We start from the raw sequence: 23,643 nt of genomic DNA, 5'->3' as shown, positions 1-23,643 counted from the left end.
TCCGTGAACCCCTACATCATCATCTCCGCGGACACCCACGCCGAACTCCCGACCGAGCGGTACCGCGAATACGTCGACCCCGAGTACCGCGAGGACTTCGAGGCCTACCTGGCTGAGAAGACCGCCGCTGCGCAGGCGGGCGGATTCATCGACGAGGAGTTCGCCCAGGAGTGGTTCTCCGAGCATGGCGACGGCATCGCCGGGGGATGGGATGTCGGCCTGCGCGACAAGGAACTCGACGGCGACGGGGTGGTCGGCGAGGTCATCTTCCCCGACGCCGACGCCGTCACCGGGGTGGCCGGGGCCCCGTTCGGCGCCGGGCTGGGCCAGTCGGGCGACCTCGACCCGGGGCGGGCCATGGCCGGGGCGCGGGCCCACAACCGCTGGTTGGCCGAATTGTGCAGCCACAGCCCCGAACGCCGGGCCGGGGTGGCCGTCGTGCCGATACTGGCGGACGTCGACGCGGCGGTAGCCGAGATCACCCGCGCGGCGGAGTCCGGACTGCGCGGCGGGATCCTGATCCCGGCGCGCTGGGTCGGCTACCCGCCGTACCACGATCGTCGCTACGACAAGGTCTGGGCCGCCTGCCAGGACCTGCAGATGCCGATCCACACCCACTCCGGTCCCGCCCCGCAGGAGGAGTACGGGGGCCACCTGGGCATCTATGTGACCGAGGTGCGCTGGTGGGGCGCCCGGCCGTTGTGGTTCGCGCTGTGGTCGGGCGTGTTCGAGCGCTTCCCCGGGCTGCGCTGGGGTGTCACCGAGTGCGGGGCGTTCTGGGCCAACGACCTGCTGTGGCTGATGGACACGCGGTATCTGCGTGAGCACTCGGCCAAGAAGATGAGCCATCTGATGGAGGGCGACTTGACGATGCCGCCGTCGGCCTACTTCGACCGGAACTGCTTCATCGGGGCCACTACCACCGAGCGCCGGGAGTTGGCGCGCCGCTACGAGATCGGCGTATCGAACCTCCTGTGGGGCAACGACTTTCCCCATCCGGAGGGGACCTGGCCGCACACCCGCGAATGGCTGCGCCGCTCCTTCTGGGACATCCCCGTCGAGGAGACCCGCCAGATGCTGGGACTGGCGGCGGCCGAGCTGTACAACTTCGATCTGGGGGCGCTGGCCTCGCTGGCCGAGCGCATCGGCCCGACCCCTGAGGACCTCGGCCAGGACGATGCGGTGAGCATCCCCAAGTGGGATGCGGCCCGCCGCGTCGGACGGCACTGGCTGACCGACGCCGAGCCGATCCCCGATCTTGTGGAGAACTGAATAGCTTCATCAGGTCCGGGCGCCCGGCTCCGGCGCGATGGCGGTATTCCGTTGCGGTGCAACGCGTCTGATTGCCGCCCGTGGTTATTGTCTCCGTGAAGCTTTCGTGGCCGCCGGGGTCATTGCCAGCCGTGAAAGGATGGCGATGATGACCACGGTATCTGCGGGATTATCGGTTGCACCGGTGCTGATGGGTTGAGCGTGCCCCTCAAACGCGTTGACGAACTGAAGCCCGGGGACAGGATCCGCATGAAGGTCGGGCACGCCACCGTCGTCGCGACGGAACCCCTGGGCGATGACCGCACCCTGCTCACCTTTACCTACGGGACCACGGCTCCCGCCGACAGCGGTCTCACCGTGGACGTCCTGGATGACGACGACTGGGGTTGGTAAGCGGGGATCACGGCTCCGGCGGCGGCGCCGGCGGGTTATCCCAACTTCCCGGCGTGCCGGCGGGCACCTGCATCCCGAGCCAGTTGCACGGCATCATCGATCGCCACGCGATGAACGCGCACTGCTGTTCAGGCGTCAACGGACTCGGCCCCGCGCAGGGCGGCGTGCCCGCCGTCCCGCAAATCGGGTCGGCCGCGGCGGGTGGTGACGCGGCGAATGTGGCGACGGCGATCATCGGCGCGATGGCCGCGATGAATGTGGTGACGAAACGTCGGGTGCGATGCATGGCCACCTCGAATCTGTAGCTCCGTGCGCAGATCGTAACGCCAGGCCTTGGCGCCGGGTGGCCGTTTGCCGACGTAGCTGGCTTGCGGTTTGGCGGATAATACGGACCATCGCATGGAAGGGAGGCCGTCATGACCGACACCGCTAGCACTCCGACCAGACCGACGTGGACTCGCTGGCTCTACCCAATCCTGGCCATCACCGGCACCGCGGTCGGCATCGTCGTCATCGTCGCCGTTCTCTATCTGCTCTTCTCACGCCCGGGCTGCTGTCCCTCAATGATGAAAGCCGACCCGCCGGCGGCCCAGCAGATGGATTGCTGCGCCGCGATGATGAAAGACATGAAAATGCCGCCGGGGCCGGGCAAGCCGTCGATGCCCCCGATGCCCATGCCCAGCCATTCCGGCGGCTGACTTTTGGGAAACCCAACCGTCAGCAGGCCAGTCCTCTTCGAAGGGAACAACAGTCGATCGCGCGGTCAGACGTGACTGGCTTGAACTACCGCCAGCGGAAGGTAGCGTCATAGCTCTCGGAGAGAACAAGTAGCGGATTTGCGGGCGGTGCGATGCAGCTGGTCTGGCTAAACGTTGCCGACTTGATCGCCCAGGCCGGCGGCGATCCTTGGGAGATCAACCGGAGTTTGCAGGCCGGCAGCCCATTTCAGATTTCTCAACTGGCGGGTGCCTTCCACCAAGCGGGCCGATGCACCCAGGAGGCCGACCATGCCTTCCAGCAAGCCCGCGACCGCTTCGACGCCGCCTGGAATCACCAGAACGGCGACCACCCGATCAACGGCTCAGCCGAGGTGCAGCGCACCGTCAAATCGCTTGGCGCGCAATCGCTGCAACTTCCCAAGATCGCGGTCGACCTGGAGAACATCGCCGCCGCCCTGGCCGAGGCGCAGAAAGCGGGCGCCAACGACATCGCCGCGTTGGAGGCCCAACTGCAACAGCTCGACAACATCATCGGGGCGGCCGCGCACGACCTGCAAGATCCGAACCTGGACGCGAATTCCCGAAGTGCGCTGCAGTCGTTGATCAACGACGCCAAAGCCGATGCGGCCGACGACACCCGAAGCGCCCTCGGCCAATTGCAGGGGATACGAAACGGCTATTCGGGCACGCTGCAGAACTCTCTGACCACCCTGCGCGCCGACGGCTACGACCCCAAGCCGCTTGCGCCGGCCGACGCCCAGGCAGGCCCCGAAGAGTTCGCGATCCCGCCGCCCAGTACCAAGCCCGAAGACGTCAAGCGGTGGTGGGATTCCCTGAGCCAGCAGGAAAGAGACCAGTTGCTCGCTCAGCATCCGCCCGAGCTGGGCAACCTCAACGGCATCGACACCATCTCTCGCGACACGGTCAACCAGGCGGTGATGAACGACGACATTTCCCGCGTCGAGAACGCCGCCGCACAACATCATGTGTCGGTGGACCAGGTGACCCAACACCCGGAGCTGTACGGCCTCGCCCCGTCGGCCATCACGCGCTACAACAACGCCGTGAAGACCAAAGCCGGGCTCAGTACGGATTCCGACGGCGGCAAGAACCCCGTCTTCCTGCAAACCTATGACCCGGAGGCGTTCGAGGGCCGGGGCAGGGAAGCCATTGCCATCGGCAACCCTGACACCGCCGACAACACCACGGTGCTGGTGCCCGGGACCGGCAGCAGCGTCCGGGACGGCTACCTGACGCACCGCGACGGGCTCAACGTCTACAACGAGGCCCAGCGGGCTGACCCGAACAAGTCCAATTCCGTGTTGGTGTGGATGGGCTATCACGCCCCCGACAGCGCGATCGACCCACAGATCGGGCAGACGACGCTCGCGAGAAATGGGGGTGGTCTACTCGCCGGGGATGTCAACGCTCTCGCGGTGACTCATGGCGGTGCGCCCTCTCACGTGACCGTGATGGGCCATTCTTATGGGTCGACCACCGTGGCCGACGCCGCAGCCGGTTCCGGAATGCATGCCAACGACATCGTGCTCGTCGGCTGCCCGGGAACTGACCTGGCCCACAGCGCCGGCGACTTCCACCTCCCCGAAGGGGGACACGTCTACGTGGGCGCCGCATCGACGGACCCGATCACGCACTTGGGCGGCATCCAGGGGCATCTGCCGGGAACGGGGGTCACCATCGGACTCGGTTCCGACCCCGCCGTCGAAGGGTTCGGTTCGACGCGGTTCAAGGCCGAAGCCCCCGGGCTCACGTTCCCCCTGAAGGACCACAGTTCCTACTTCACCCCCGGTAATGAATCGTTGTTCAGCATCGGTGACATAGCATCGGGCCACGGTGACGCATTGGCCCACGACAGCATGACCGCACAACATCGCGGCACCTACTGGCTGCCTGATGAATTCGACCCAGAATCGCTTCGGCGCCCTACCGGAGGTCATTACCATTGAAAGTTTCGACGATCACCTTCGAGAGGATCGGCGCCGCCATGTGCCGTTCGGTTGTTGTCTACATCGCAGCGGGCGTGCTGATGATTGCGCTTCAATCATGCAGCGCCGTAAGGAATGTGAGCGAAGGGGTGCCTAATCCAATGACTCCGGAACAGTCGAGGGCGCAGGTGGTCGATGCGGCACGGGAAATCGCGACAACCCTGGGCCTCAAAAACGTATCCGCGAACTTCACGCGAGATTCCTGTAATGACCAAGCCGTGGCGCCTTTTCGGGGCCGCGTGGAACTCAAGTACGACCACGCGCCCACCCTGGAGGCATCCCGAGCCGAGATTCAGCAGATGATCGGGGTGCTCAAACAGCACGGCTGGGGAGGCCCGGGGGACTTCCACACCCATGCCTCGGCCGTGAGCAAGCAAGGCGTCACGGCGGTGTTCGATCCCTACTCGCCGGTCCAGAAGTCCGGTGGATCGATCAGCATCTACGGCGAGTGCCGGGACATGACGACGAAACAGAACACTCTGCCCGAGCCGATACCGGCTGATCAGTTGGGCTGAGGTCGGTTCGGATGCGCGCCCTCGGTGAAACCATCTGCGTCGCCAGGCTTTTCGGCCAATGCGTCCGAGGGGTGTCCGCTGTTGTTGATTAGACGGGGCTGCTCTGGTTGTGCGAGAAGGTGATCCCGGCTAGCCAGTTTGGCGTGGCACCTAGTCCGTGACAATGCGATCAGGGCGCTTGGATGAACCTCGCACCCTCCGCGCGGAGCATCTGGAATGGATTCATGCACCTTACGCCTAGCGCGGTGCAGCCGTCGGGGATGAAGATCCTCTTCTTGGAGTTGGGATCTGAGCCCTCCTGAGTCACGACCACGTGGGAGTGTGCGTGGGCGAAAGCGATGAGGGAATAGTCCGCTTTGCTAAGAAAATCGGCGATCGCCCCAGGGGTGAATGAGCCGGATTGGGCCCAGTTCGATAGCAACTGCAAGCTCGGTTGCGTGGCCGCGTCCAGTGGAATGAAGAGGTTACTGTGGTTTCTCGCCCAACGGGTGAGTTCGTCATTGCCTTTGTCAATTTCGCTCTTGACGTCGGCAATGCTGCACAGCACCCCGGCGGCATGCTGGTCGACGAGCCAATCCCAAAATCCGGGGACGAAGTCAAAGCCATAGTGCCGGTTCTTGGCGTCGATGAACACGTCGGTGTCGAGGACATACATGCTAGATGGCTCCGACTTGCTCGCCTAGTTGAACGAACGTTTGATGCTTGCGAGTACCGATGAGCCGGTATGCGTCGTTATAGAGGGTGTTTCCTGCGACGGCGTCGCTGATGACGGCGTGCGCGAACCGCTGGCTTATGCGCAAGGGTTGCGTGTAGTAGTAATTTCCTCCGCCCGATTCTGCTTGCCTCCCAGCTAAGATGCCCATCACGCGGCCGAGTTCAGCTTCGTATCGCTGCCGGAAGTCCGCCCATTTGAGATGGCCCGCATCGTATATACGCCTCAAGACGACGAGGGTGCTCACCTTGTGGATTCGAGCCAGGCGATCTAACTCGTCGGAGTCATACGGCCACACCGGTCGGAAGCTTGCTAAAGGGACGAGGACCTCCGCAGCGACGCGATTGCACCATTGCTCAACTTGATTGCTAGCAGCGCGGCCGGCAGTGGGTGTATCGAGACGAGCGTCAGTGAGGGCGCTTTGACCGAGCCAGATGTGGGCGACTTCATGGATCAAGGTAAATATCTGTGCAGCTTTGGTGTCGGCGCCGTTTATGAAAATCAACGGTGCTAGCGGGTCGGAAAGAGCGAAGCCCCGGAACTCATTTGGATCAAGGACGCGACGAGTGTTGTTGCCTACGATCCCGCTGATCATCACGAGGATGCCGATATCTTCTGCGCTATCTATCAAGCGGCGAAGGGCTTCGGACCAAGTCCGATCGCGAGCCCGGTCATCGCTTGTAAAACCCAGTCTGCGGCGGATCTTATCGGCGGTTACCGCGATCGGGTCGTTGATTGTGGCGCTGCCTACAAAGTCGAGCGGGTCGTAATCATTTCTCGCGGCGTATTTCCTGTACCATTCTTGCCTCTGCTCGCACATATAGATGGTTTCCAGCAAGTCGGGGCTTGGCGTCGTGACTTCGGCGTCGGCGATAGTCCGGAAGTCGGGGATTGGTACTTTCTCGACTGGCGGCGTACTTAAGAAAAGCATCCCGAACGGTGTATGGGTTGCTCGCGCGAACGTCTGTAACTCGTTGTAAGTAGGCTTCTTTTCGCGGCGTTGCCAGAGAGGCAAGTCGCGGAGCGCCCTTTTCGAGTACAACTCGTCCCGGTCGATCCGGGATCGCTCGATGGCCCAATCAAGAAGGGCTGGCTCTACATCCACGCGGTATGTCGCCACGGGACTGCCCTCCCTTCGTCACCGGAGCGATCCCGTTCCATGAAGGCCAGGTGGCTTGAACTTCCCAAGTCGTTCCTGTTGAGTCGAAAGCATGCCACACGCCTTGCAAATGCCAGGGTGCCACGCGTAGCAGACAGGTGGCATCACGAAACAACGGTGCCCTGAACAGCAGCGGCATTGCTCATTGGTTGCGTATTGGTTGCAGTTGAACAGCCTCTATCACAAAAGTGCTGTTTACCTGCATAAACTCTGGTGCGCGATACTGGGATTGAACCAGTGACCTCTTCCGTGTCAGGGAAGCGCTCTCCCGCTGAGCTAATCGCGCCGGGGAACCAAAATCTGGAGGTGGAGACGGGAATCGAACCCGTGTGCACGGCTTTGCAGGCCGTTGCCTCACCACTCGGCCACTCCACCGTTGGGGTCCACGCCACTTGCACCTTCGAGCGGATGACGGGATTCGAACCCGCGACCCTCACCTTGGCAAGGTGATGCGCTACCAACTGCGCTACATCCGCGCGCCTCGGACGAGATCGTCGCCCGGTGCGAAGCACGACGATAGTCCACGTGAGCGGGCACATACAAATTTCTTGGTACGAGCCGTGTCTAGGCTATCGCGTCGCTCCTGGCATGCCGATGCGGCCGGTATTGTCACGGTCTGCACGTGCTAGTCTTCGACGTCGTTCGCCATCTCGGCGCCGGTCCCGTGGCTCAGTGGGAGAGCGTCCGCTTCACACGCGGAAGGTCGCTGGTTCGATCCCAGCCGGGACCACACATCGATACAGGTCAATGACCAGTTGGGCCGCTGACCCACCCCCATGTCCCCTCGCCTTTTCGCGCTGTAGCGCCATGCCCTCACCCGACGTTTCCCGAGGCTAATGGCGGCGTACTTCGCGCGCCGGGTCGGGTTAACCGCTCGGCGAGACGAAGTCGCGTCCAGACGCCCTAAGCCCACGCTGCCCTTGCCGGAACGCGCCCGCTGGGCCACCATGAACCGCGTGAGTAAGGTAACCCTAACTACCGAGCTGCCGATCCCGGCCGAGACCGCGTCCGCCCTGGCGCGCAAGCCCGAGATGATGCGCCATGTGCTGAGCCCGGTGCTGCGGATCTACCGCCTCGATGTCCCTGAGCGCATCGAGGTCGGCACCCAGGGATCGGCGCGGTTCTGGTGGTTCGGCGTGATCCCGGCCTGGACCCACCACCTCACCATCAAGCGCCTCGACCCGACCGAGATCTACACCAACGAACACGGGGGACCGGTCCGCACGTGGAACCACCGCCTGACGTTCGAACCCATCGACGAGCACAGCTGCCGCTACACCGACGAGATCGAAACCGACGACGGCCTGCATGGGCTGCTGACCCGCGCCTTCATCCGGCTCATGTTTCGCCACCGGCATCGGCGATGGCGAAAGCTCGCGCAGATCCTGCGATAACGAGAACGGCTTCGCGAAAAGCCCGCGTCCATAAACCAATAGCGCGCCCGATCCGAACCGCTGCGCGACTATTACCCGCCCGTGCAACAGGTACTGCTGTAGATGACTGCTCACACAGCCACAGAGGAAGGGATCATGGGAGACACGGCTCGAGATCCGCTCGATCATCAACGGTCCAGCCGTCCACGGGTTGGCCAAGCCCTGAAAAATTCCGCCAAAGCCCCGGGTTTGCTTCTCGTGGGGGCCGGAGTTGTGGCGTTCGCAATCTGTCTGGCGTGCTTCGCTGACGGTCGGGTTGACGCGGGAATCGTTGCGGCCGTGGTGTCGTTGCTGGCGGCCGGGGCGGGGCTGGCCTGGCTGACCAGGGAAGCGCGCCGCCTGCGCGAGCTCGAACGCCAGCACGCGAGCAATCACTCGCCGGCGGGGAGCCGCGGCCGGCCCTGAACCCGTCATCGGGGTGGCGCGCGACCCCGCGGATACTGTAAGAGCTACAGTAGCGGCGTCGACCCGAGAGGAGCCCCGTGGCGCAGAATCCTTCGACACCGCCGAGCACCCCCCGTCCCCCCGAGGGAGACTGGCTGGGCACGCCCTATCTGCGCTTCGAGCGTCAGGGGCCGATCGCGGTGTGCACCATCGACCGTCCCGACGCGCGCAACGCCCTGAGCCCCGCGATGTACTTCGGAATCCGTTATGCCGTGGGACGTCTCAACGAGGACCCGGATCTGGCCGGGCTGGTGCTCACCGGAACCGGCGACGTCTTCGCGCCCGGCGGGGACATGGGCGGCGGCGGAGGCGAGGACAACTGGATCACCTTCGGCTCCGCGCTGGGCATGGACGTGACCCCGTTCGACGCGGTGCGCACCTCCGCCAAGCCCATCGTCTCCGCCGTCAACGGCCTGTGCCAGGGCGGCGGATTCCAGATCGCGCTGTGCAGCGACCTGTCGGTGGTGAGCGATCGGGCGACCTTCCGGGTGCCCGAGTTGTTCCGCGGCTACGCCGACACCTACTACAGCCAGATGCTCACCCGCGTCATCGGGCCGGTGCGCACCCGCGACCTCATGTTCACCGGACGAGTGCTGACCGCGGTCGAAGCCCTCGACTGGGGCCTGGTCACCCGCGTCGTGCCGCACGAGGGCCTGCTGGACGCGGCGAAAGACGTACTGGCGCAATGCTGTCGGACCGCGCCGCGCGCCCGCGGCGTCATCAAATCCAGCATCGACAGCTACCTGGGCCTGTATGACCGCATCGGCATGAGCTCCAGCCTGTCCGACGCCGAGGCCATCGAGGGCTTCCGCTCGTTCAAGGAACGCCGCTCGCCCGACTGGGTGCATCCGGATCTGCGCGTCGAGGGACGTCTGTAGCCGCCCACGCTTATATTCCGCGGGACCGGTCTCGCCAAAACGGTTCCCGCAGCTGCGTTTTGAGGATTTTTCCGCTCGCATTGCGGGGGAGCTCCGACACCAAATCCACGGTGCGTGGGCATTTGAAGCCCGCCAGATGCTGTCGACAGAATTCGATGACGTCGGCGGGATCGATCTCGCCGTCGGCCACCACGATGGCCTTGACCGATTCTCCCCAGAAGTCGTCGGGCACCCCGATCACCGCCGCGTCGGCCACGGCGGGATGCTCGATGAGTACGCTTTCGACTTCGGGGCCGTACACGTTCTCGCCGCCGGTGATGATCATGTCCTTCAACCGGTCTTCGATGTAGACGTAGTCGTCGGCGTCGAGGCGCCCGACGTCGCCGGTGCGCACCCAGTCGTCGGCGGTGATCGTCTCGGCCGTCGCCTCCGGGCGGTTGAGGTACCCGGTCATGTTCTGGTTGCTGCGCACCCATACTTCGCCGGGCTCTCCGGGCGGCAACGACGCGCCCGTCTCGGGATCGACGATGCGAATCTCGCAGCCCAGCACCGCCTTTCCGGCCGAGAGTTGCAATTCGGGCCGCGTCGAATCGCGGTGGTCGGCGTCCGACAGGGCGGTCACCGCGCCGCACAGCTCGGTCTGCCCGTACACCTGCACGAATTTCGTGTCCGGCCATGTCGACAGCGCCCGGTGCAGCAACGGCAGCGGCATCGGCGCCGCCCCGTAGACGATGTAGCGCAGGCCGGCGATGGCGGCGGTCGCCGCCTCACCCGCGTGCAGGAACCGGGCGATCACCGGCGGGACGAAGAACGCGTGGGTGGCGCCAGCGCGCACCGCGCCGATCAGTGTCGCGGCATCGGGCTCGCGAGTCAGGAAAGTCGGTGCCCCCGAACGGATCCCGAACAGGGCGTAGCCGATCCCGCCCACGTGGAACAACGGCATGGCGACCAGGTTCGCGTCCCCGTCGGCGAACGGAAACGCCGGCGCCAGGTTCGCGGCGTGATTGACCAGTGCGCGCTGGCTGAGCAGCACGCCTTTGGGCCTTCCGGTGGTGCCCGAGCTGTAGATCACCAACGCGGTCTCGTTCGGGTCGAGGCCCGCGTCGGGCTCGGCCGGTGACGCCGCGGCGAGCAACGATTCGTATTCGTCGCCGACCTCGATGATCCGTTCCAGCCCGGGTACCCGCTCGGCGGCCGCCTCGGCGGCGGCCCGCAGCTCGGCGCCGACCAGCAGCACGCGGGCCCCGCTATCGGCCAGCACGTGGACGAGCTCGTCGCCGATCACCCGCCAGTTGACGACGGTGGTGACCACGCCGATGGAGGCGCCGGCGATCAGCACCTCGAGGCAGGCGGGATGGTTCTTGTCCAGGAACGCCACGCACTGGCCCCGCTCGATCCCGGCGGCGCGCAGGGCCCCCGCCGCGCGACGGATCCGCGCGCTCCAGTCGGCCCAGGACCACTGGCGTTCACCGAAGCGAATCGCGATCGCCTCGGGCCGCCGCTGCGCGTGTCCTTCGACGATCCCGGCGAGCGTCTCCGCCGTGTCCGCTTGTGGCATGAACCCCTCCGCGTTCGGTTTGTCCCACTCGGTAATACGGGATCGGTGCGCCGCACCGGACGGCGGGGCCTCATTCCATGGAGTCGATCATCATTCCGCCGTCGCCCGCGTCTTGGGTGGTGGCGCTGCTGCCTTGCCGGAAGTCGACGAATGCCGAGCGCCCGGTCGAAGGGTTCAGCAGCTCGGTGAACGTGCCGATCACCGGAATCGTGCCCTGCGGGTTCACCACGCTGGCCGTGTAGTTGACGGACGCTTGCTGCTGAAAGTTGGGTCCCTGCAGCGGCTTGACGTCGGGCGCGGTCAAGCGATTCACACCGGTCAAGATGGCCGACGCGCCGCGCACGTACTGGTCGATGTCGGATTGCAGAACCGCGGCGGCGTCGGCGCCGCCGGCTTGCTTGACGGTGATCCGCATCTGCGCGCTGGTGTCGGCGTTGTTCAGCGCCACCCAGTTCGGGCCGCGGTTTCCCAGCGTCCAGCCGGGTGCGGGGGTGACCGCGACGCCCTGCGCGATGGCGATCGCGTCGCCGGAAGTCAGCGCTACCCCGGTCGTCGCGTGGGTGCCGGCCACGATGACCACCGCGGCCACGGCCGCGCTCAGCGCCCCGAACCGCCGACCGGCCGGGGGTGTCGAGGCGGGGACAGCGGGGGACGCCTGCGGCGGAGTCGATGACATCGTCGTTCCTCACTCTGTGGGCGGCGCGGGATTCGAGCTCGGTCCTATCGTCCTCCGCCGCCAGGGCCGATGTCCAAGATGGGTTCGCTATGAGTCGATCCAGCGCGGCTATCGCAAATCCGGTATCCGCGAACTGATCCCGGGCCGGTGTGTCACCATGACGGGGCCGCCCGACCCGCCACCCGAGGAGATCCGACATGGTGAACCCCGAACGCGCCCGCTCCCGCACCTTCGTCGTGACCGGCGCCGCCTCCGGAATCGGGCTGGCCACCGCGCGACGGTTATTGGCCGAGGGCGGCACCGTCGTCGGCGCCGACCTGGCCGCACCGCCGGACGACCTGGGCCCGCGGTTCACGTTCGTGCCCGCCGACGTGACCGACGAAGCTGCGATCGCCGCGACGCTGGCCGCCGTGCCGGGCCGCCTCGACGGCCTCTTCCACGCCGCGGGCGTCGCCGGGGGCGGCCCGGTGCACCTGCTGGACCGCGCCGAATGGGAGCGGGTGATCGGGATCAACCTCACCGGCACCTTCCTCGTCGCCAAGGCGGCCCTGGCCAGGATGATCGAGCAACCCCGCGCCGACGGTGAGCGGGGCTCGATCGTGACCGTCGCCAGCGTCGAGGGCCTGGAAGGCACCGCGGGCGGCAGCTCCTACAACGCGGCCAAGGGCGGCGTCGTGCTACTCACCAAGAACATCGCCCTCGACTACGGTCCGAGCGGCATCCGGGCGAACGTCATCTGTCCCGGCTTCATCGAAACACCGATGGCGCACAGCGTTTTCAGCATTCCCGGGATGGAGGGCCCGCTCGCCTCGATCACCAAGGAGCACGCGCTGCAGCGGCTGGGGCAGCCCGAAGAGATCGCGGCCATGGCCGCCTTCCTGCTGTCTCCCGACGCCTCGTTCGTCAGCGGACAGGCGATCGCCGTCGACGGCGGCTACACGGCCGGTCGCGATCACGGTGTCGTCGAACTCTTCGGCTTTCCCACCTGATACCACTGCGATTCAAATGCCACTAAGATTCGTACATGAGCGGTGGATTAACCCCTGACCAAGCGATCGAGGCGATCCGGGGTGCCGGCGGCGCTCGGCCCGGCTGCCGCGCGCTGCACGCGAAGGGAACCCTGTATCGCGGCACGTTCACCGCGGCCCACGATGCGGTGATGCTCTCGCGCGCAAGGCATCTCGATGGCTCACCGGTCCCGGCGCTGGTCCGCTTCTCCAACGGATCGGGCAACCCCAAGCAGCGCGACGGCCGGCCCGGCGTGCGTGGGATGGCGGTGAAGTTCACCCTGCCCGACGGCTCCACCACCGACGTCTCGACGCAGACCGCCCGGCTCTTCGTCTCCAGCACGCCGGAGGGCTTCATCGATCTGCTCAAGGCGATGCGGCCCGGCCTGACGACGCCGCTGCGCATGGCCAAACACCTGCTCACCCATCCGGGCCTCCTCGGCGCGTTGCCGATACTGCGGGAGGCCAACCGGATCCCCGCCAGCTACGCCACCACCGAATACCACGGCCTGCACGCGTTTCGCTGGGTCGCCGGCGACGGCAGCGCCAGATTCGTTCGCTACCACCTGGTTCCGACGGCGTCCGAGGAGTACCTGTCGGCCTCGGACGCCCAGGGCAAGGATCCGGACTTCCTCACCGACGAGCTGGCGACGCGGTTGGAGGGCGGGCCGGTGCGGTTCGATTTCCGGGTGCAGATCGCCGGGCCCACCGACTCCACGGTGGACCCGTCGTCGGCCTGGCAGAGCACCCAGATCGTCACCGTCGGCTCGCTGGAGATCACCGGTCCGGACACCGAGCGCGAGCGCGGCGACGACATCGTGGTGTTCGACCCGATGCGCGTGACCGACGGCATCGAACCCTCCGACGATCCGGTCCTGCACTTTCGGACGCTGGCGTATTCGGCGTCGGTCAAGCTGCGCACCGGGGTCGAGCGCGGCGACGATGCTCCGCCCGCCTGAGCCCGGCGAGTGGTCGCCGTCGGGACGAAATCGGCGGCACGCTAAGGTTTTTCTTCGGTGTCGCCATTTCAGATGATCCTCATATGCCTGGCCGGGTTGGCGGCCGGGGCGATCAACGCGCTGGTCGGCTCCGGCACCCTGATCACTTTCCCGACGCTGGTCGCGCTCGGCTTCCCGCCGGTGACGGCCACCATGTCGAACGCGACGGGCCTGGTCGCCGGCAGCGTATCGGCCACTTGGGGCTATCGCGCCGAGTTGCGCGGGCAACGGGATCGGTTGCGCTGGCAGCTCCCGGCCTCGCTGGCCGGCGCGACGCTGGGCGCCTATCTGCTGTTGCATCTGCCCGAGAAGGTGTTCGCCGAGATCGTGCCGGCGCTGCTGGTGCTGGCGCTGGCGCTGGTGGTGATCGGGCCGCGGATTCAGGCGTGGACCGCGCGGCGCGCCGCGGAGGCGGGCCGTTCACCCGACCACGTCCCGCCGGGGCGGATGGCGACGCTCGTGTTGGGCACCTTCGCCGTCGGTGTCTACGGCGGCTATTTCACCGCCGCCCAGGGCATTTTGCTGGTCGGGCTGATGGGGGCGTTGCTACCGGAATCGGTGCAGCGGATGAACGCCGCCAAAAACCTCTTGGCCCTGGTGGTGAATGTGGTTGCGGCGGTTGCCTATACGACGGTGGCATTCGACCGGATCAGCTGGCCGGCCGCCGGGCTGATCGCGGCGGGCTCGCTGGTCGGTGGCATGCTCGGGGCGCGCTACGGGCGCCGGCTCTCGGGCAACGCGCTGCGCGCCATCATCGTGGTCGTGGGCCTGATCGGGTTGTATCGCCTGCTGGCGGTGGCTTGACGAGAGCGGTTGTGCGGCAACGATAGTCAACTCAGCGTGGCCGCGGCGGCCTCGGCGATGACGTCTGCCACCTCGCCGCGTCGGCGCCACGCCCGCAGTTGCCGCATCGCCCCATTGCCCCGGGTCGCGACGCGGTCGAGTTCGTCGACGACGTGCTCATATTCCCCCAGCGACTCGAGCGCCGGGCGCACCCGTTGCACCAGCACACCCAGCTGCTCACGCGCCGGCACCGCCCCGTGGCCGTGGATCAGATCGAGTGCGTGCCCGGACAATCCGTCGTGGGCGGCCTTCCAATACGCCGCACGCAGCGCGCCGGGCGGCAGCCGCCGGGCGTCGTCGGGCGAGTCGAGCGCCGTCATCACGGCGGCCCTGATCAGGGTGGCAAGTAGCACGGTTTCATCGACCGTGGCGGGCACGTCGGCCACGCGCACCTCCACCGTCGGGAACTCCGCCGAAGGGCGCACGTCCCAATAGATCATGTCCTTGTCGAGGATCACCCCGGTGTCGACCAGCATGCGCACCGCGACGTCGTATTCGTCGGGCGAGGTGAAAAATGGCGGCGCTCCGGCGGCGGGCCAGCGCCGCCACAGCACGCTGCGCCAGCTCGCGTAACCGCTGTCGGCGCTTCGGTACACGCGCGAATTGGCCGACAGCGCAAGCAATGACGGAAGCCACGGCCGCAACCAATTGCTGACATGGATGGCCGCGGCACGGTCGGGCACCTGCACGTGCACGTGGCATCCGCAGATGCCCTGCTCGTGGGCGACCATCCCGAACTCGTCGCCGATGCGGCGGTAGCGCGGGGTGTCGGTGACCGGAAACTCGTGCGGGGTGGCCGGCGGAAGCCCGCAGGCGAGCAGTTGAAGGTCGACGGCCTGCGCGGCCTGCGCCGCGGTGCGCCGCAGTCGGCGCAGCTGCTCACCGAGTTCGGCGGCGGTTGCCGCCACGTCGGAGGTGGTTTCCACCTGGCAGCTGCTCAGTTCCAGTTGCAGCGTGACGCCGCGCCGCTGGGCCTCCGCCGCCACGGCGGCGTTGCGCGGGGACGGCTCACCGGTTCGCGGGTCGACAAGGAGGAATTCTTCCTCGGCACCGACGGTGGGATGGCCGCTCATTCAGCCGATTACGGCCGAGCAGCGCCGTGTGGTTACCAGCGTGCGGCCGCGGACAACGCGGAGTCGACGGTGGGGTAGATGGGCAGCACGCCGCTGAGCCCGCACGCGTCGATGATCCGAGCCACGATCGGCTCGCAGCTCACCAGCCGCAGGTCGATGCCGCGCTGCTGGCAACGTTTCGCCTCTTCGGCGAGCACCGAGAACGCGCAGCAGCCCATGAACTCGAGCCCGGTGACGTCGACGACGAACGGGCCCGGCGCGGTGACGACGCCGGCCGCCTCGCTGACCAGATGACGCCAGGTGTGCTCGTTGCACGCGTCGATCTCACCGCCCGCGTAGATCAGCACCGCAGGCCCGCTGCGATCGGCGGTTGCGCGCAGCGTGCTGTGGGGATCGCCCAGCTCATAGACCAGCTTGGTGCTCAGCATGAGGTGAGTGGTGGGCAATTGTTCCGCAATAGCTGAGTTCATGGTGGACCCCCTAATCGACCGGCGTCCGAGACGCCGCGAGGATGCCCGTCCTATTGTCTGAAGACCGACTGTTCGCGGATGCGAATCTCATTTGTATAACGAGACAGGGAGGTCTGTCTACGGGTCCGGGGCTAAGAGTACGGTAAGGCCCGTATGACCACTTCCGATGTCGGGACGCCCGCGCCGTCGGCGCGTGAACGCGTGCTGACCGCGGCGTATGAGCTGTTCAGTCGCCGCGGCGTCCGCGCTGTGGGCACCGACGAGGTGATCGCGCGGGCCGGCGTCGCCAAGGCGACGCTATACCGCCATTTCGCCACCAAGACCGACCTGGTGTTGGCCGTGCTGGAGCGCCGCGAGGAGCTCTGGACGCACGGTTTGATCGAGGAGCAGTCGCGGCAGCGGGGCACCACCCCCGAGGAACAGTTGCTGGCGATCTTCGACGTCATGCACGACTGGTTCCAGCTCCGCGACGGATACGAAGGCTGCTCGTTCATCAACGTGCTGCTCGAAGTCGGACCGGACCATCCCGCCGGCCGGGCCTGCATCACCCACATTGACCACGTCCGCGACATCGTGCGCCGCCGCGCGATCGCGGCGGGGTTGACCGACATCGAGGACTTCGCCTCGTCGTGGCACATCCTGATGAAGGGCGCCATCATCCTCGCCGCCGTCGGGGACCTCGACGCGGCGAAACGCGCCCGCAGGATGGCCCGCGCCCTGATCGACGAACACCGGCCGCCTCTGGTGGCGGACACCGGCGAGGCCGTTTAGTCAGACCGTGCCGGGCGCTGTGGTGGTTTCCGTGGCGCCGGCCTTGTGGTGATGCTCGGCCTCCAGTTCCGCGATCGCCCGTGATGTGCGCTCGCGCAACAGGATTGCGGCGGTGAGCCCGGCAACCACGGCGACCACCAGCCCGATCCACGAGAACCGCTCCAGCCAGCGTTCGGCCGCGATCCCGGCGAAGTACACCAGTGCGGTCGTGCCGCCCGCCCAGCAGATCGCGCCCGAGACGTTGGCCGCCAGGAACCGCGGGTAGTGCATTTTCAGGGCGCCCGCCAGCGGCCCGGCCAAGATCCGCAACAGCGCGATGAACCGGCCCAAGAAGACCGCCCGGACGCCCCACCGGTTGAACAGCCTCTCGGCAAACGCGACGTGTCCGGGGCCGAAATGTTTCGGGAACCGCCGGCCGAGCCGGTCGAACAGTGGCATGCCGAACCGGCGCCCGATCGCGTACCCAATCGAATCTCCGACCACCGCGCCGATCACCGCGGCGACGCCGACCCCGATCGGATTGACGGCCAGCTCATGATGCGACGACATCAGCGCCGCGGTCACCAAGATGATCTCGCCCGGCAGCGGAATGCCCAGGCTCTCGATCCCGACCACACCGCCGACCACCAGGTAGACCGCGAGCGGCGGAATCGAGTGCAGCAGGGGCTCCACATTCATGCGTCAAGGATGCCTGACCGGCCCGCAATCCGCGCCACAAGGTGTGCGTTTTCAATCCGCTTGGAGCGTCCAGATCTTGCAATCGCGGGCCGGCGTCAGCGGCGCCGCTCACGAAGCAGAGAGCAATGGCGCCGAACCTTGAAATCCAGCCGTGGATGCCCTACTCTCCCGAATGAGAATGACATTCTCGCTCTGCGCGGATGCATTCTCGGGCGATCGTCGCCCCCGACGACGCGCCCGCTCCGTTGCCGAGAGGACACCCCTACTTGGAGGCCCGATCAGGCGACGGGCGTCCGTGCTATCCGAAGGAACCCATGAACAAGCTGCGCGTCATCCAGTGGACCACCGGCAAGGTCGGAAAGCTCAGCATGCGAGGGATTCTCGACGACCCTCGACTCGAACTGGTTGGGGTGTACGCGTATTCGGAGGACAAGGCGGGCATGGACGCCGGACCGTTATGCGGCAGACCCGAGACCGGCGTCCTTGCCACCACCGATATCGACGCCCTGATCGCCTTGGGCGCCGACACCGTCCTCTACACACCGTTCATGGCCGACCTCGACCACGCCGTCCGCCTGCTCGAAAGCGGGCTCGACGTCATCAGCACGAACCTGTTCCTCAACGTCGGCGGGATCCAGGGCGAAACAAAGGAAAAGCTGGCCGCGGCATGCGAGCGCGGGGACAGTTCGCTCTACATCACCGGTGTCAATCCGGGCTGGATCAACACGATGGTGACGGCGATGACCGCCGTCTGCCGCGACGTCCAGAAGGTGTCGATCATCGAGTCGGCGGACGTCTCGGTCTACGAGTCAGCGGAAACGTGGCAGGCGTTGGGTTTCGGGCTCCCCGAGGCGACACCCGAAGTGGTCGGTCTGACGAAGTTCGGGTTCACCACTTTCGCCGATTCCGTTCAGCGCATGGCGGCCGCATTGGGATACGAGGTCGACGACATGGAGTTCGTCATCGAACACCAGACCGCCTCGGAGAAGACCGATCTCGGCTGGTTCTGCATGGAGAAGAACACCATCGCCGCAATCCGTGGTGGCTGGAACGCCAAGGTGAGGGGCAAGACCGTCTTCGAGTCGCGCGTCGCCTGGTATCTCACGAAGAAACTCAACGGAGACTGGGAGTTTGACGACGACCACTACCAAGTCGTGATCGACGGCGAGCCCGAGGTGCGGACCCGCATCCGCTTCGTCCCGCCGGAGCACTGGGGCAACCACGAATGGGACACCATGACCGCGATGCCGGCGGTCAACGCGGCCCCCAACGTCGCCGCGGCGCCCGCTGGCATTCTGACCCTGGACGACGTGGGCTTGCCCTGCGCTCCCGCCGGGATCTGGTTGGACACCAGAGCAACTCGCCCTCAGGGCTGAATGATGGGTTCCTGGCAGGCGGCGGGGGATTCGGTGACCCTGGGCTGATGGGCGGGGACAGTTGGCCGACTTTCTGTGTGCCCGACGGGCGGCCGTGACTCCGGGCTTGGTGCTGCGACCGCTGTGAGTGCGGCAATCCCCACCCCGCCGGGGGTACCGTCATGCCATGCAGAAAAAGCGCGAGCGCGCCGGCTTTAACGCCGCGGCGGGACCGCCCGCCGATTCGCTTGCGCCGCAGTATCCGATCGAGTCGGTCGACAACGCGCTCAAGCTGCTCTTGCTGTTGGGCGAACAACCCCAGATCCGGTTGAGCGAGGCCACCCGCTATCTCGGCGTGGCGTCATCGACGGCGCACCGGCTGCTGGCGATGCTGGCCTACCGCGGGTTCGTCCGGCAGGACCCGGTGTCCAAGGCGTACCTGCCCGGGCCATCGTTGACCGGGGTGGCGTTCGCGATCTTCGGCCGCATCGACATCGCGCGATCCGCGGCACCCATCATGCGCGGCCTCAGCGAACAGCTGCGTGAAACGGTGCACGTCGGAATGCTGGACGGCGCCAGCGTCCGCTTCGTTGCCGCCGTCGAGGGGCCGGCCGCGGTGCGGGTGGCGTCCCGGTTGGGCCGGGCCATGCCCGCGCACTGCACCTCGACGGGCAAGGTGATGCTGGCCCAGTTGTCGGCACCGGAATTGCGTGCGCTGCTGCCGCGCGAGCGGCTCGAGCGCATCACCCCGCATTCCATCGGCAGCCGCGCCGAGCTGGAAGCCGAGCTGTCCGGCATCCGCGAACGCGGCTACGCCACCAACCGGGAAGAAAGCGAGGAAGGCGTCGCGTCGGTCGCCGTGCCCATCCCGACGCGGGCGCCCGGCCTGCGACTCGCGCTCAACGCCGCCGCACCACAAAACCGGCTGGACGCCTCCCGATACCCCGCGGTGGCCGCCGCACTTGTCAACGCCGCCAAGGAGATTGGCGACCAGCTCGGCTAGTTATCCGCCAGCCGCGCCACTTCGTGGCGCCAGGCCGCCTCGGCGGTGAACGCGGGCCCCAGATCCGGCAGGTCGTCCCAGTCCGCGTCGTCGATGTCGCGCAGCGTGCCGCCGGCCGCGCGCACCCGCAACGACATCCGGGCCAGCGCGTCAACGCTGATTGCCTGCAGCACCGCCTGCGGCACCGTGGCGGCGGCGCTGGTGATGCCGTGCCCGCGGCAGATCACCACGGGCGCACCGCGCATGGCCGCCACCATTTCCTTGCCCAGGCGCGAATCCCGGATCAGCACGGCGCGTTCGTAGACGGGGACACCCCCGCGCGCCAGCCAGGCGCCGGGAATGTCGAAGGCGCCGTAGATCGGCCGGATCGTGATGCCGGCCAGGTCGGCGGCGACCACCGCCGGCGGGTGCAGGTGCGCGACGGCCGCGTGCTGCGGATGGGCCAGCATCGTTTCGACGTGGATGGGCAGTTCGTTGGGCACGCGGTACCCGTCGAGTTCGCCTGGGGCGCCGGCGGTGCCGTCGAATCGGACGAGCCGGATGTCGCCGGGCCGGGTGAACGCCACGCCGGTGTCGGTGTCGCTGCGGCAGCGCACCAGCAGGCGGTCGTCGTCGACCCGCCGGCTCAGGTGGCCGAGGATGCCGTCGACCAGGCCGCGGGCGGCCGCCACGCGGCAGGCCTGCGCTATTACGGCGCGCTGCTGGTCCAGGTCCGTCATCGCGGCGCGCCCAGCCCGAATCCGCCGTCGGGGCGCACGGTTTCGCCGGTGATCCCGCGGGAGCGGTCGGACGCCAGGAACACGAAGCTGGACGCGTGGTCGGCGCCGGTGAGCGCGACGTGCAGGGGAGTCCGCGCCGCCACCTCGCGGGCCCGGCCGGGGGTGTCGTCCAGGCGGGTGTCGCCCAGCCCCAGGCTGGCGAGGCCGCGCAGGTCGGTGTTCAGTGTGCCGCCGGGCGCCACCCCGTTGACGCGGATCCGCGGCGCCAGCTCGTGGGCCAGCGCCGAGACCAACCCGCGCACCGCGAATTTCGAGGAGACGTAGAGTGCGCCGCCGCGCCCCGGATAGAACGACGAGGCGGACTCGGTCAGCACGATCGAGGACCCTCCCGAACCGCCGGCCCGTTGCAGCGCCGGGATCGCCGCCTTGACCGACTGCGCATGGCTCAGCACGTTGGTGCGAAACATTTCGTCGAACGCGCCGGGCAGGTCGTCGGGGTCGATGTCGCCGATGCCCCTGTAGAAGTCGAAGATTCCGACGCAGTTGACCAGCGTGTCCAGTCCGCCGAAGGCATCCACCGCGGCGGTGACCGCCTGTTCGTTGGCCTCGTACGTGGTGGCGTCGCTCTCGACCACCGGCACGTCGGGCAGCTGCGCGCGCAGCGCCGCGCACTTTCCCCGATCACGTTCCAGCGCAGCGACTTTCGCCCCCTCGTCGCGGAACGCGTCCACCACGGCGCGGCCGATCCCCGAACCGGCGCCGACGACCAAGGCGCGCTTGCCCTCAAGCCAGCCCGTCATCGCGCTCCTCGGGGTCATCGGGTAGCAACGGCGCGTAGGAATTGCCGACCATGGCAGCCAGCGTACGGGGATTCTGCCAGGTCAAGGCCTCCACCTCGAGCGCGTCGAGGGTGATCGACTGCCCGGATCTGGGGGCGCTGATCTGCAGGCGTGATCCGTTGCGGGTGTCGACCCGGCGCACCACGACCTCGGTGAACTCGTTGGCGATCGTGATGGGTTCGTCGCTCATAGGAACACCGCCAGGTTCTGCATCCGTAGTACCGACTCGTCGGCGAGGATGGTGCGGCGCGCCAGCTTCCAGCGATCGCCACACCGGCGCAGCACGTCCTCGCGCCCGCAGGACAGCAGGGCGCTGTCGTTGACGTCGCCGCGGCTGCGAAACAACAACTCGGCCGATTCGACGACGAGGTCGTCGGGGTCGTCGCACGCGAAGGTGCGCACGTTGGTGATGAAGTGCCGCAGCCGCGACGGCGGGTCCTCGGCCCACACGTGCTCGGTGCCCATCCGCGCGACCCGCTGGCTCAGCGAGTACTTGTCCTCGTCGAAGTGCGCCATGCCGGGGCTGGTGTCGAACCCGGCGCCGCGCGCGGTCGTGACCCGCACCGGCATCGTGTAGCGGACGTCGTCGGTCAGCGTGTCCAGCCACGCCTCATACCGCTGGCCGTCGAGCAGGTACGCCTCGTCCACCAGGAACTGGTGCGCCTCGAGGTGCCGAGGGTCGTTGAAGGGCAACGGTTTTCTCATGCGCCGGCCTTCTGCAGGTAGTCGGCCCACATGGTCACCCACGCGCGCTGGTTGTGTTCGTTGTAGCCGACCTGCGCGCGTCCGGGGCCGTGAAAGGCGCTGGGCGGCAACGCCTCGACGACGGGGCGGTCGTCGGCGAGCAGGCCCATCCGGCTGTTCAGCAGCAGCCGCCGCGCCATCGAGCCACCCGCGGTGGTGGTCAGCGAGACCCAGTTCTCCACATCGTCCTGCTCGAACATGCCCGTCGACCCGAAGCACATCAGGTACGCCTTGTACGAATCCTGTTTGTACTGCGGGGGAGCGGCGGAGTCCACGGCGAACCACGAACACACTTCGGTCTCGTTCTCGCTGATGGGCTGCCATAACCGGATGGAGATGAATGGCAGCACCTCGTCATCGCGATCGCGCACCTTGGGCCAGTTGTGTACGAAGCTGAGGTTCGGAAAGCAGGTCGCGGCCGAGATCATGAACCCGTCCTCGCCGACGACCCGCTGCTGTTGCGGTGTCCACACGTCTTTGATCCGGTCGATCATCTCGGTGGGGTAGCCGACGTAGCGCATCCGCTCCTCGAAGCTGCCGGGCGGCAATTTGTAGGTGGTTCCTCCGCCGCGGTGCGCCCAATAGGTGGCGCCGTCCTTGCGCTTCTGGGCTTTCGGCTCGCGGAACAGGCCGATGTCGACGATCGACGCGTGGGTGTGCGGGGTGTGGTACATGTCGCCGGCGAAGTTCTCCGCGCCGATCTTCCAGTTCGCCTTGATCCGCCAGCGCTGCGGCCCCCGCACCTCGACGCCGCCGGCGCTTTGTTTGGTGTAGTAGTCCAGGTAGAACCTGAAGTCGCCCAGGAAGTCTTCCAGCGGTTCGGCGAACGCGTCGAGGCTGATGAACAGCAGGCCGTTGTAGCTCGCGAAATTCGGTGCGGGCAACAGGGTTTGGTCCTTGGCGAACCCCTCGTCACCACCGTAGGCCTCCCGGTGGAACGGCAGCCCGGTGAGCCGTCCGTCATTGCGGTAGGTCCAGCCGTGGTAGGGGCAGCGGAAGTTGGAGGCGTTTCCCATCTCCGCGCGACAGACCTGCATTCCGCGGTGCAGGCACATATTGAACAGGGCCCGCACGGTGCCGTCCGAATCGCGCGTGATGATGAACGAGTCGTCGAGGACCCGGCGCACCACGTAGTCGCCGTCGTGCGGGATTTCGGACTCGTGTCCCACGAACGTCCACGCCCGGCCGAACAGCCGTTCCTTCTCCAGCGCGAACAGTTCTTTGTCGTTGTAGATGTGCGCGGGGATCATCCCGCGGCGCACGTTGTCGAAGACCCCGACCAATTCGTCGCTGTGGTCCCTCATCAAGATCCTCTGTTCTCAAGAAATACTCTCCGCTCAGTAGAATCCCGCAGTCTTCGACGCCGGTCAATCGCCGG

At 66.8% G+C, this 23,643-nt stretch carries 27 protein-coding genes and 4 tRNA genes; 15 read left to right on the top strand and 16 right to left on the bottom strand.

The features are described from left to right. Window positions 1-3 precede the first annotated feature (3 nt). Window positions 4-1,272 carry an amidohydrolase family protein gene (locus AC0KS4_RS15955; RefSeq protein ID WP_238956361.1) on the top strand — a complete coding sequence of 423 codons (1,269 nt, stop codon included), beginning with the start codon at window positions 4-6 and terminating at the stop codon, window positions 1,270-1,272. Window positions 1,273-1,521: 249 nt separating this feature from the next. Beyond that, window positions 1,522-1,665, top strand: a complete 144-nt coding sequence (locus tag AC0KS4_RS15950; RefSeq protein WP_238956360.1) for a hypothetical protein — start codon at window positions 1,522-1,524, stop codon at window positions 1,663-1,665. Between the two features lie 7 nt (window positions 1,666-1,672). On the opposite strand, the gene AC0KS4_RS15945 is transcribed toward AC0KS4_RS15950, so the two are convergent. Further along, window positions 1,673-1,957 (bottom strand): hypothetical protein, encoded by a 285-nt coding sequence (locus AC0KS4_RS15945; protein ID WP_196771124.1) that lies wholly within the window; start codon window positions 1,955-1,957, stop codon window positions 1,673-1,675. Between the two features lie 124 nt (window positions 1,958-2,081). Between AC0KS4_RS15945 and AC0KS4_RS15940 the strand changes: the two genes are divergently transcribed. The 3 genes from AC0KS4_RS15940 to AC0KS4_RS15930 all read left to right on the top strand — a co-directional run bounded on the left by AC0KS4_RS15940 (window position 2,082) and on the right by AC0KS4_RS15930 (window position 4,905). Continuing rightward, window positions 2,082-2,363 carry a hypothetical protein gene (locus AC0KS4_RS15940; RefSeq protein WP_238956358.1) on the top strand — a complete coding sequence of 94 codons (282 nt, stop codon included), beginning with the start codon at window positions 2,082-2,084 and terminating at the stop codon, window positions 2,361-2,363. Between the two features lie 152 nt (window positions 2,364-2,515). Further along, window positions 2,516-4,351 (top strand): putative alpha/beta hydrolase, encoded by a 1,836-nt coding sequence (locus tag AC0KS4_RS15935; RefSeq protein ID WP_238956357.1) that lies wholly within the window; start codon window positions 2,516-2,518, stop codon window positions 4,349-4,351. Next, window positions 4,348-4,905 (top strand): hypothetical protein, encoded by a 558-nt coding sequence (locus AC0KS4_RS15930; RefSeq protein WP_238956356.1) that lies wholly within the window; start codon window positions 4,348-4,350, stop codon window positions 4,903-4,905. Before AC0KS4_RS15935 ends, AC0KS4_RS15930 begins: the two co-directional genes overlap by 4 nt. A 169-nt stretch (window positions 4,906-5,074) precedes the next feature. On the opposite strand, the gene AC0KS4_RS15925 is transcribed toward AC0KS4_RS15930, so the two are convergent. From AC0KS4_RS15925 to AC0KS4_RS15905, 5 genes are all read right to left on the bottom strand, one after another. Continuing rightward, window positions 5,075-5,560 (bottom strand): DUF4411 family protein, encoded by a 486-nt coding sequence (locus AC0KS4_RS15925; RefSeq protein WP_238956355.1) that lies wholly within the window; start codon window positions 5,558-5,560, stop codon window positions 5,075-5,077. A 1-nt stretch (window position 5,561) separates the two neighbouring features. Further along, window positions 5,562-6,737, bottom strand: a complete 1,176-nt coding sequence (locus AC0KS4_RS15920; RefSeq protein WP_238956354.1) for an ImmA/IrrE family metallo-endopeptidase — start codon at window positions 6,735-6,737, stop codon at window positions 5,562-5,564. Window positions 6,738-6,987: 250 nt separating this feature from the next. Beyond that, a tRNA-Val gene (locus AC0KS4_RS15915) sits at window positions 6,988-7,062 on the bottom strand. 15 nt (window positions 7,063-7,077) lie between these two features. Next, window positions 7,078-7,151, bottom strand: a tRNA-Cys gene (locus AC0KS4_RS15910). Between the two features lie 28 nt (window positions 7,152-7,179). After that, window positions 7,180-7,252, bottom strand: a tRNA-Gly gene (locus AC0KS4_RS15905). Between the two features lie 182 nt (window positions 7,253-7,434). Here AC0KS4_RS15905 and AC0KS4_RS15900 point away from each other — a divergent pair. From AC0KS4_RS15900 to AC0KS4_RS15885, 4 genes are all read left to right on the top strand, one after another. Then, window positions 7,435-7,506: transfer RNA gene (locus AC0KS4_RS15900), tRNA-Val, on the top strand. A 217-nt stretch (window positions 7,507-7,723) separates the two neighbouring features. Further along, a complete protein-coding gene (locus tag AC0KS4_RS15895; protein ID WP_238956353.1) occupies window positions 7,724-8,170 on the top strand; it encodes an SRPBCC family protein in 447 nt (148 codons plus the stop codon). Window positions 8,171-8,488: 318 nt separating this feature from the next. Next, the gene (locus AC0KS4_RS15890) at window positions 8,489-8,614 is read left to right on the top strand and encodes a hypothetical protein (RefSeq protein ID WP_472408519.1); all 126 of its coding nucleotides are present in this window, start codon (window positions 8,489-8,491) and stop codon (window positions 8,612-8,614) included. Between the two features lie 77 nt (window positions 8,615-8,691). After that, complete coding sequence (locus AC0KS4_RS15885; protein ID WP_238956352.1) at window positions 8,692-9,531, top strand: enoyl-CoA hydratase/isomerase family protein; 840 nt, start codon at window positions 8,692-8,694, stop codon at window positions 9,529-9,531. A gap of 10 nt (window positions 9,532-9,541) precedes the next feature. Here the strand turns inward: AC0KS4_RS15885 and AC0KS4_RS15880 are convergent, their stop codons facing one another. Further along, the gene (locus AC0KS4_RS15880) at window positions 9,542-11,089 is read right to left on the bottom strand and encodes a long-chain-fatty-acid--CoA ligase (protein WP_238956351.1); all 1,548 of its coding nucleotides are present in this window, start codon (window positions 11,087-11,089) and stop codon (window positions 9,542-9,544) included. Between the two features lie 70 nt (window positions 11,090-11,159). Beyond that, window positions 11,160-11,765 (bottom strand): hypothetical protein, encoded by a 606-nt coding sequence (locus AC0KS4_RS15875; protein ID WP_238956350.1) that lies wholly within the window; start codon window positions 11,763-11,765, stop codon window positions 11,160-11,162. A gap of 197 nt (window positions 11,766-11,962) precedes the next feature. Here AC0KS4_RS15875 and AC0KS4_RS15870 point away from each other — a divergent pair, with 197 nt between their 5' ends. The 3 genes from AC0KS4_RS15870 (at window position 11,963) to AC0KS4_RS15860 (ending at window position 14,574) form a co-directional block, all read left to right on the top strand. Continuing rightward, on the top strand, window positions 11,963-12,754 hold the full coding sequence (locus AC0KS4_RS15870) for an SDR family NAD(P)-dependent oxidoreductase (protein WP_238956349.1): 792 nt from the start codon (window positions 11,963-11,965) through the stop codon (window positions 12,752-12,754). A gap of 35 nt (window positions 12,755-12,789) precedes the next feature. Continuing rightward, window positions 12,790-13,731: a catalase family peroxidase gene (locus AC0KS4_RS15865; RefSeq protein WP_238956348.1), complete on the top strand. Its 942-nt coding sequence runs from the start codon at window positions 12,790-12,792 to the stop codon at window positions 13,729-13,731. Window positions 13,732-13,803: 72 nt separating this feature from the next. Continuing rightward, on the top strand, window positions 13,804-14,574 hold the full coding sequence (locus tag AC0KS4_RS15860) for a sulfite exporter TauE/SafE family protein (protein ID WP_275254441.1): 771 nt from the start codon (window positions 13,804-13,806) through the stop codon (window positions 14,572-14,574). A gap of 26 nt (window positions 14,575-14,600) precedes the next feature. Here AC0KS4_RS15860 and AC0KS4_RS15855 read toward each other — a convergent pair whose 3' ends face one another. Further along, a complete protein-coding gene (locus AC0KS4_RS15855; RefSeq protein ID WP_238956346.1) occupies window positions 14,601-15,686 on the bottom strand; it encodes a glutamate--cysteine ligase in 1,086 nt (361 codons plus the stop codon). A gap of 32 nt (window positions 15,687-15,718) precedes the next feature. Next, on the bottom strand, window positions 15,719-16,156 hold the full coding sequence (locus AC0KS4_RS15850) for an anti-sigma factor antagonist (RefSeq protein ID WP_238956345.1): 438 nt from the start codon (window positions 16,154-16,156) through the stop codon (window positions 15,719-15,721). A gap of 153 nt (window positions 16,157-16,309) precedes the next feature. Between AC0KS4_RS15850 and AC0KS4_RS15845 the strand changes: the two genes are divergently transcribed. Next, complete coding sequence (locus tag AC0KS4_RS15845) at window positions 16,310-16,927, top strand: TetR/AcrR family transcriptional regulator (RefSeq protein ID WP_238956344.1); 618 nt, start codon at window positions 16,310-16,312, stop codon at window positions 16,925-16,927. Here the strand turns inward: AC0KS4_RS15845 and AC0KS4_RS15840 are convergent, their stop codons facing one another. After that, window positions 16,928-17,605, bottom strand: a complete 678-nt coding sequence (locus AC0KS4_RS15840; protein ID WP_225329472.1) for a DedA family protein — start codon at window positions 17,603-17,605, stop codon at window positions 16,928-16,930. 314 nt (window positions 17,606-17,919) lie between these two features. Here AC0KS4_RS15840 and AC0KS4_RS15835 point away from each other — a divergent pair, with 314 nt between their 5' ends. Further along, entirely contained in the window at window positions 17,920-18,981 is a 1,062-nt protein-coding gene (locus tag AC0KS4_RS15835) for an NAD(P)H-dependent amine dehydrogenase family protein (protein WP_238956343.1), read from the top strand. A 166-nt stretch (window positions 18,982-19,147) separates the two neighbouring features. Continuing rightward, window positions 19,148-19,963, top strand: coding sequence for an IclR family transcriptional regulator (locus tag AC0KS4_RS15830; RefSeq protein ID WP_238956342.1), 816 nt, complete (start codon window positions 19,148-19,150; stop codon window positions 19,961-19,963). Here the strand turns inward: AC0KS4_RS15830 and phtC are convergent. From phtC to AC0KS4_RS15805, 5 genes are read right to left on the bottom strand one after another with little or no spacing between them, the layout of a single operon-like run. Then, window positions 19,960-20,682, bottom strand: a complete 723-nt coding sequence (phtC, locus tag AC0KS4_RS15825; protein WP_238956341.1) for a 3,4-dihydroxyphthalate decarboxylase — start codon at window positions 20,680-20,682, stop codon at window positions 19,960-19,962. The genes AC0KS4_RS15830 and phtC overlap by 4 nt on opposite strands. After that, a complete protein-coding gene (gene hcaB, locus AC0KS4_RS15820) occupies window positions 20,679-21,482 on the bottom strand; it encodes a 3-(cis-5,6-dihydroxycyclohexa-1,3-dien-1-yl)propanoate dehydrogenase (RefSeq protein WP_238956340.1) in 804 nt (267 codons plus the stop codon). Before hcaB ends, phtC begins: the two co-directional genes overlap by 4 nt. Next, window positions 21,466-21,711, bottom strand: a complete 246-nt coding sequence (locus AC0KS4_RS15815) for a dihydrodiol dehydrogenase (protein WP_225329477.1) — start codon at window positions 21,709-21,711, stop codon at window positions 21,466-21,468. Before AC0KS4_RS15815 ends, hcaB begins: the two co-directional genes overlap by 17 nt. Then, entirely contained in the window at window positions 21,708-22,226 is a 519-nt protein-coding gene (locus tag AC0KS4_RS15810) for a 3-phenylpropionate/cinnamic acid dioxygenase subunit beta (RefSeq protein ID WP_238956339.1), read from the bottom strand. Before AC0KS4_RS15810 ends, AC0KS4_RS15815 begins: the two co-directional genes overlap by 4 nt. Beyond that, window positions 22,223-23,569, bottom strand: coding sequence for an aromatic ring-hydroxylating dioxygenase subunit alpha (locus AC0KS4_RS15805; RefSeq protein WP_238956338.1), 1,347 nt, complete (start codon window positions 23,567-23,569; stop codon window positions 22,223-22,225). Before AC0KS4_RS15805 ends, AC0KS4_RS15810 begins: the two co-directional genes overlap by 4 nt. Between the last annotated feature and the right edge of the window lie 74 nt (window positions 23,570-23,643).

It is taken from the genome of Mycobacterium sp. NTMscope_MAC_12 (assembly GCF_976985675.1).
Note: the sequence above shows the minus strand (reverse complement) of the source record. Positions and strands in the feature narration are given on the sequence as shown.

What these genes read in the sequence shown, in the direction of transcription:
- AC0KS4_RS15950 (WP_238956360.1), top strand. Translation starts at nt 1,522, where the DNA reads ATGAAGGTCGGGCACGCCACCGTCGTCGCGACGGAACCCCTGGGCGAT.
- AC0KS4_RS15940 (WP_238956358.1), top strand. Translation starts at nt 2,082, where the DNA reads ATGACCGACACCGCTAGCACTCCGACCAGACCGACGTGGACTCGCTGG.
- AC0KS4_RS15935 (WP_238956357.1), top strand. Translation starts at nt 2,516, where the DNA reads ATGCAGCTGGTCTGGCTAAACGTTGCCGACTTGATCGCCCAGGCCGGC.
- AC0KS4_RS15925 (WP_238956355.1), bottom strand. Translation starts at nt 5,560, where the DNA reads ATGTATGTCCTCGACACCGACGTGTTCATCGACGCCAAGAACCGGCAC.
- AC0KS4_RS15895 (WP_238956353.1), top strand. Translation starts at nt 7,724, where the DNA reads ATGAACCGCGTGAGTAAGGTAACCCTAACTACCGAGCTGCCGATCCCG.
- AC0KS4_RS15880 (WP_238956351.1), bottom strand. Translation starts at nt 11,089, where the DNA reads ATGCCACAAGCGGACACGGCGGAGACGCTCGCCGGGATCGTCGAAGGA.
- AC0KS4_RS15875 (WP_238956350.1), bottom strand. Translation starts at nt 11,765, where the DNA reads ATGTCATCGACTCCGCCGCAGGCGTCCCCCGCTGTCCCCGCCTCGACA.
- AC0KS4_RS15870 (WP_238956349.1), top strand. Translation starts at nt 11,963, where the DNA reads ATGGTGAACCCCGAACGCGCCCGCTCCCGCACCTTCGTCGTGACCGGC.
- AC0KS4_RS15865 (WP_238956348.1), top strand. Translation starts at nt 12,790, where the DNA reads ATGAGCGGTGGATTAACCCCTGACCAAGCGATCGAGGCGATCCGGGGT.
- AC0KS4_RS15860 (WP_275254441.1), top strand. Translation starts at nt 13,804, where the DNA reads ATGATCCTCATATGCCTGGCCGGGTTGGCGGCCGGGGCGATCAACGCG.
- AC0KS4_RS15855 (WP_238956346.1), bottom strand. Translation starts at nt 15,686, where the DNA reads ATGAGCGGCCATCCCACCGTCGGTGCCGAGGAAGAATTCCTCCTTGTC.
- AC0KS4_RS15850 (WP_238956345.1), bottom strand. Translation starts at nt 16,156, where the DNA reads ATGAACTCAGCTATTGCGGAACAATTGCCCACCACTCACCTCATGCTG.
- AC0KS4_RS15845 (WP_238956344.1), top strand. Translation starts at nt 16,310, where the DNA reads ATGACCACTTCCGATGTCGGGACGCCCGCGCCGTCGGCGCGTGAACGC.
- AC0KS4_RS15840 (WP_225329472.1), bottom strand. Translation starts at nt 17,605, where the DNA reads ATGAATGTGGAGCCCCTGCTGCACTCGATTCCGCCGCTCGCGGTCTAC.
- AC0KS4_RS15835 (WP_238956343.1), top strand. Translation starts at nt 17,920, where the DNA reads ATGAACAAGCTGCGCGTCATCCAGTGGACCACCGGCAAGGTCGGAAAG.
- AC0KS4_RS15830 (WP_238956342.1), top strand. Translation starts at nt 19,148, where the DNA reads ATGCAGAAAAAGCGCGAGCGCGCCGGCTTTAACGCCGCGGCGGGACCG.
- phtC (WP_238956341.1), bottom strand. Translation starts at nt 20,682, where the DNA reads ATGACGGACCTGGACCAGCAGCGCGCCGTAATAGCGCAGGCCTGCCGC.
- hcaB (WP_238956340.1), bottom strand. Translation starts at nt 21,482, where the DNA reads ATGACGGGCTGGCTTGAGGGCAAGCGCGCCTTGGTCGTCGGCGCCGGT.
- AC0KS4_RS15815 (WP_225329477.1), bottom strand. Translation starts at nt 21,711, where the DNA reads ATGAGCGACGAACCCATCACGATCGCCAACGAGTTCACCGAGGTCGTG.
- AC0KS4_RS15810 (WP_238956339.1), bottom strand. Translation starts at nt 22,226, where the DNA reads ATGAGAAAACCGTTGCCCTTCAACGACCCTCGGCACCTCGAGGCGCAC.
- AC0KS4_RS15805 (WP_238956338.1), bottom strand. Translation starts at nt 23,569, where the DNA reads ATGAGGGACCACAGCGACGAATTGGTCGGGGTCTTCGACAACGTGCGC.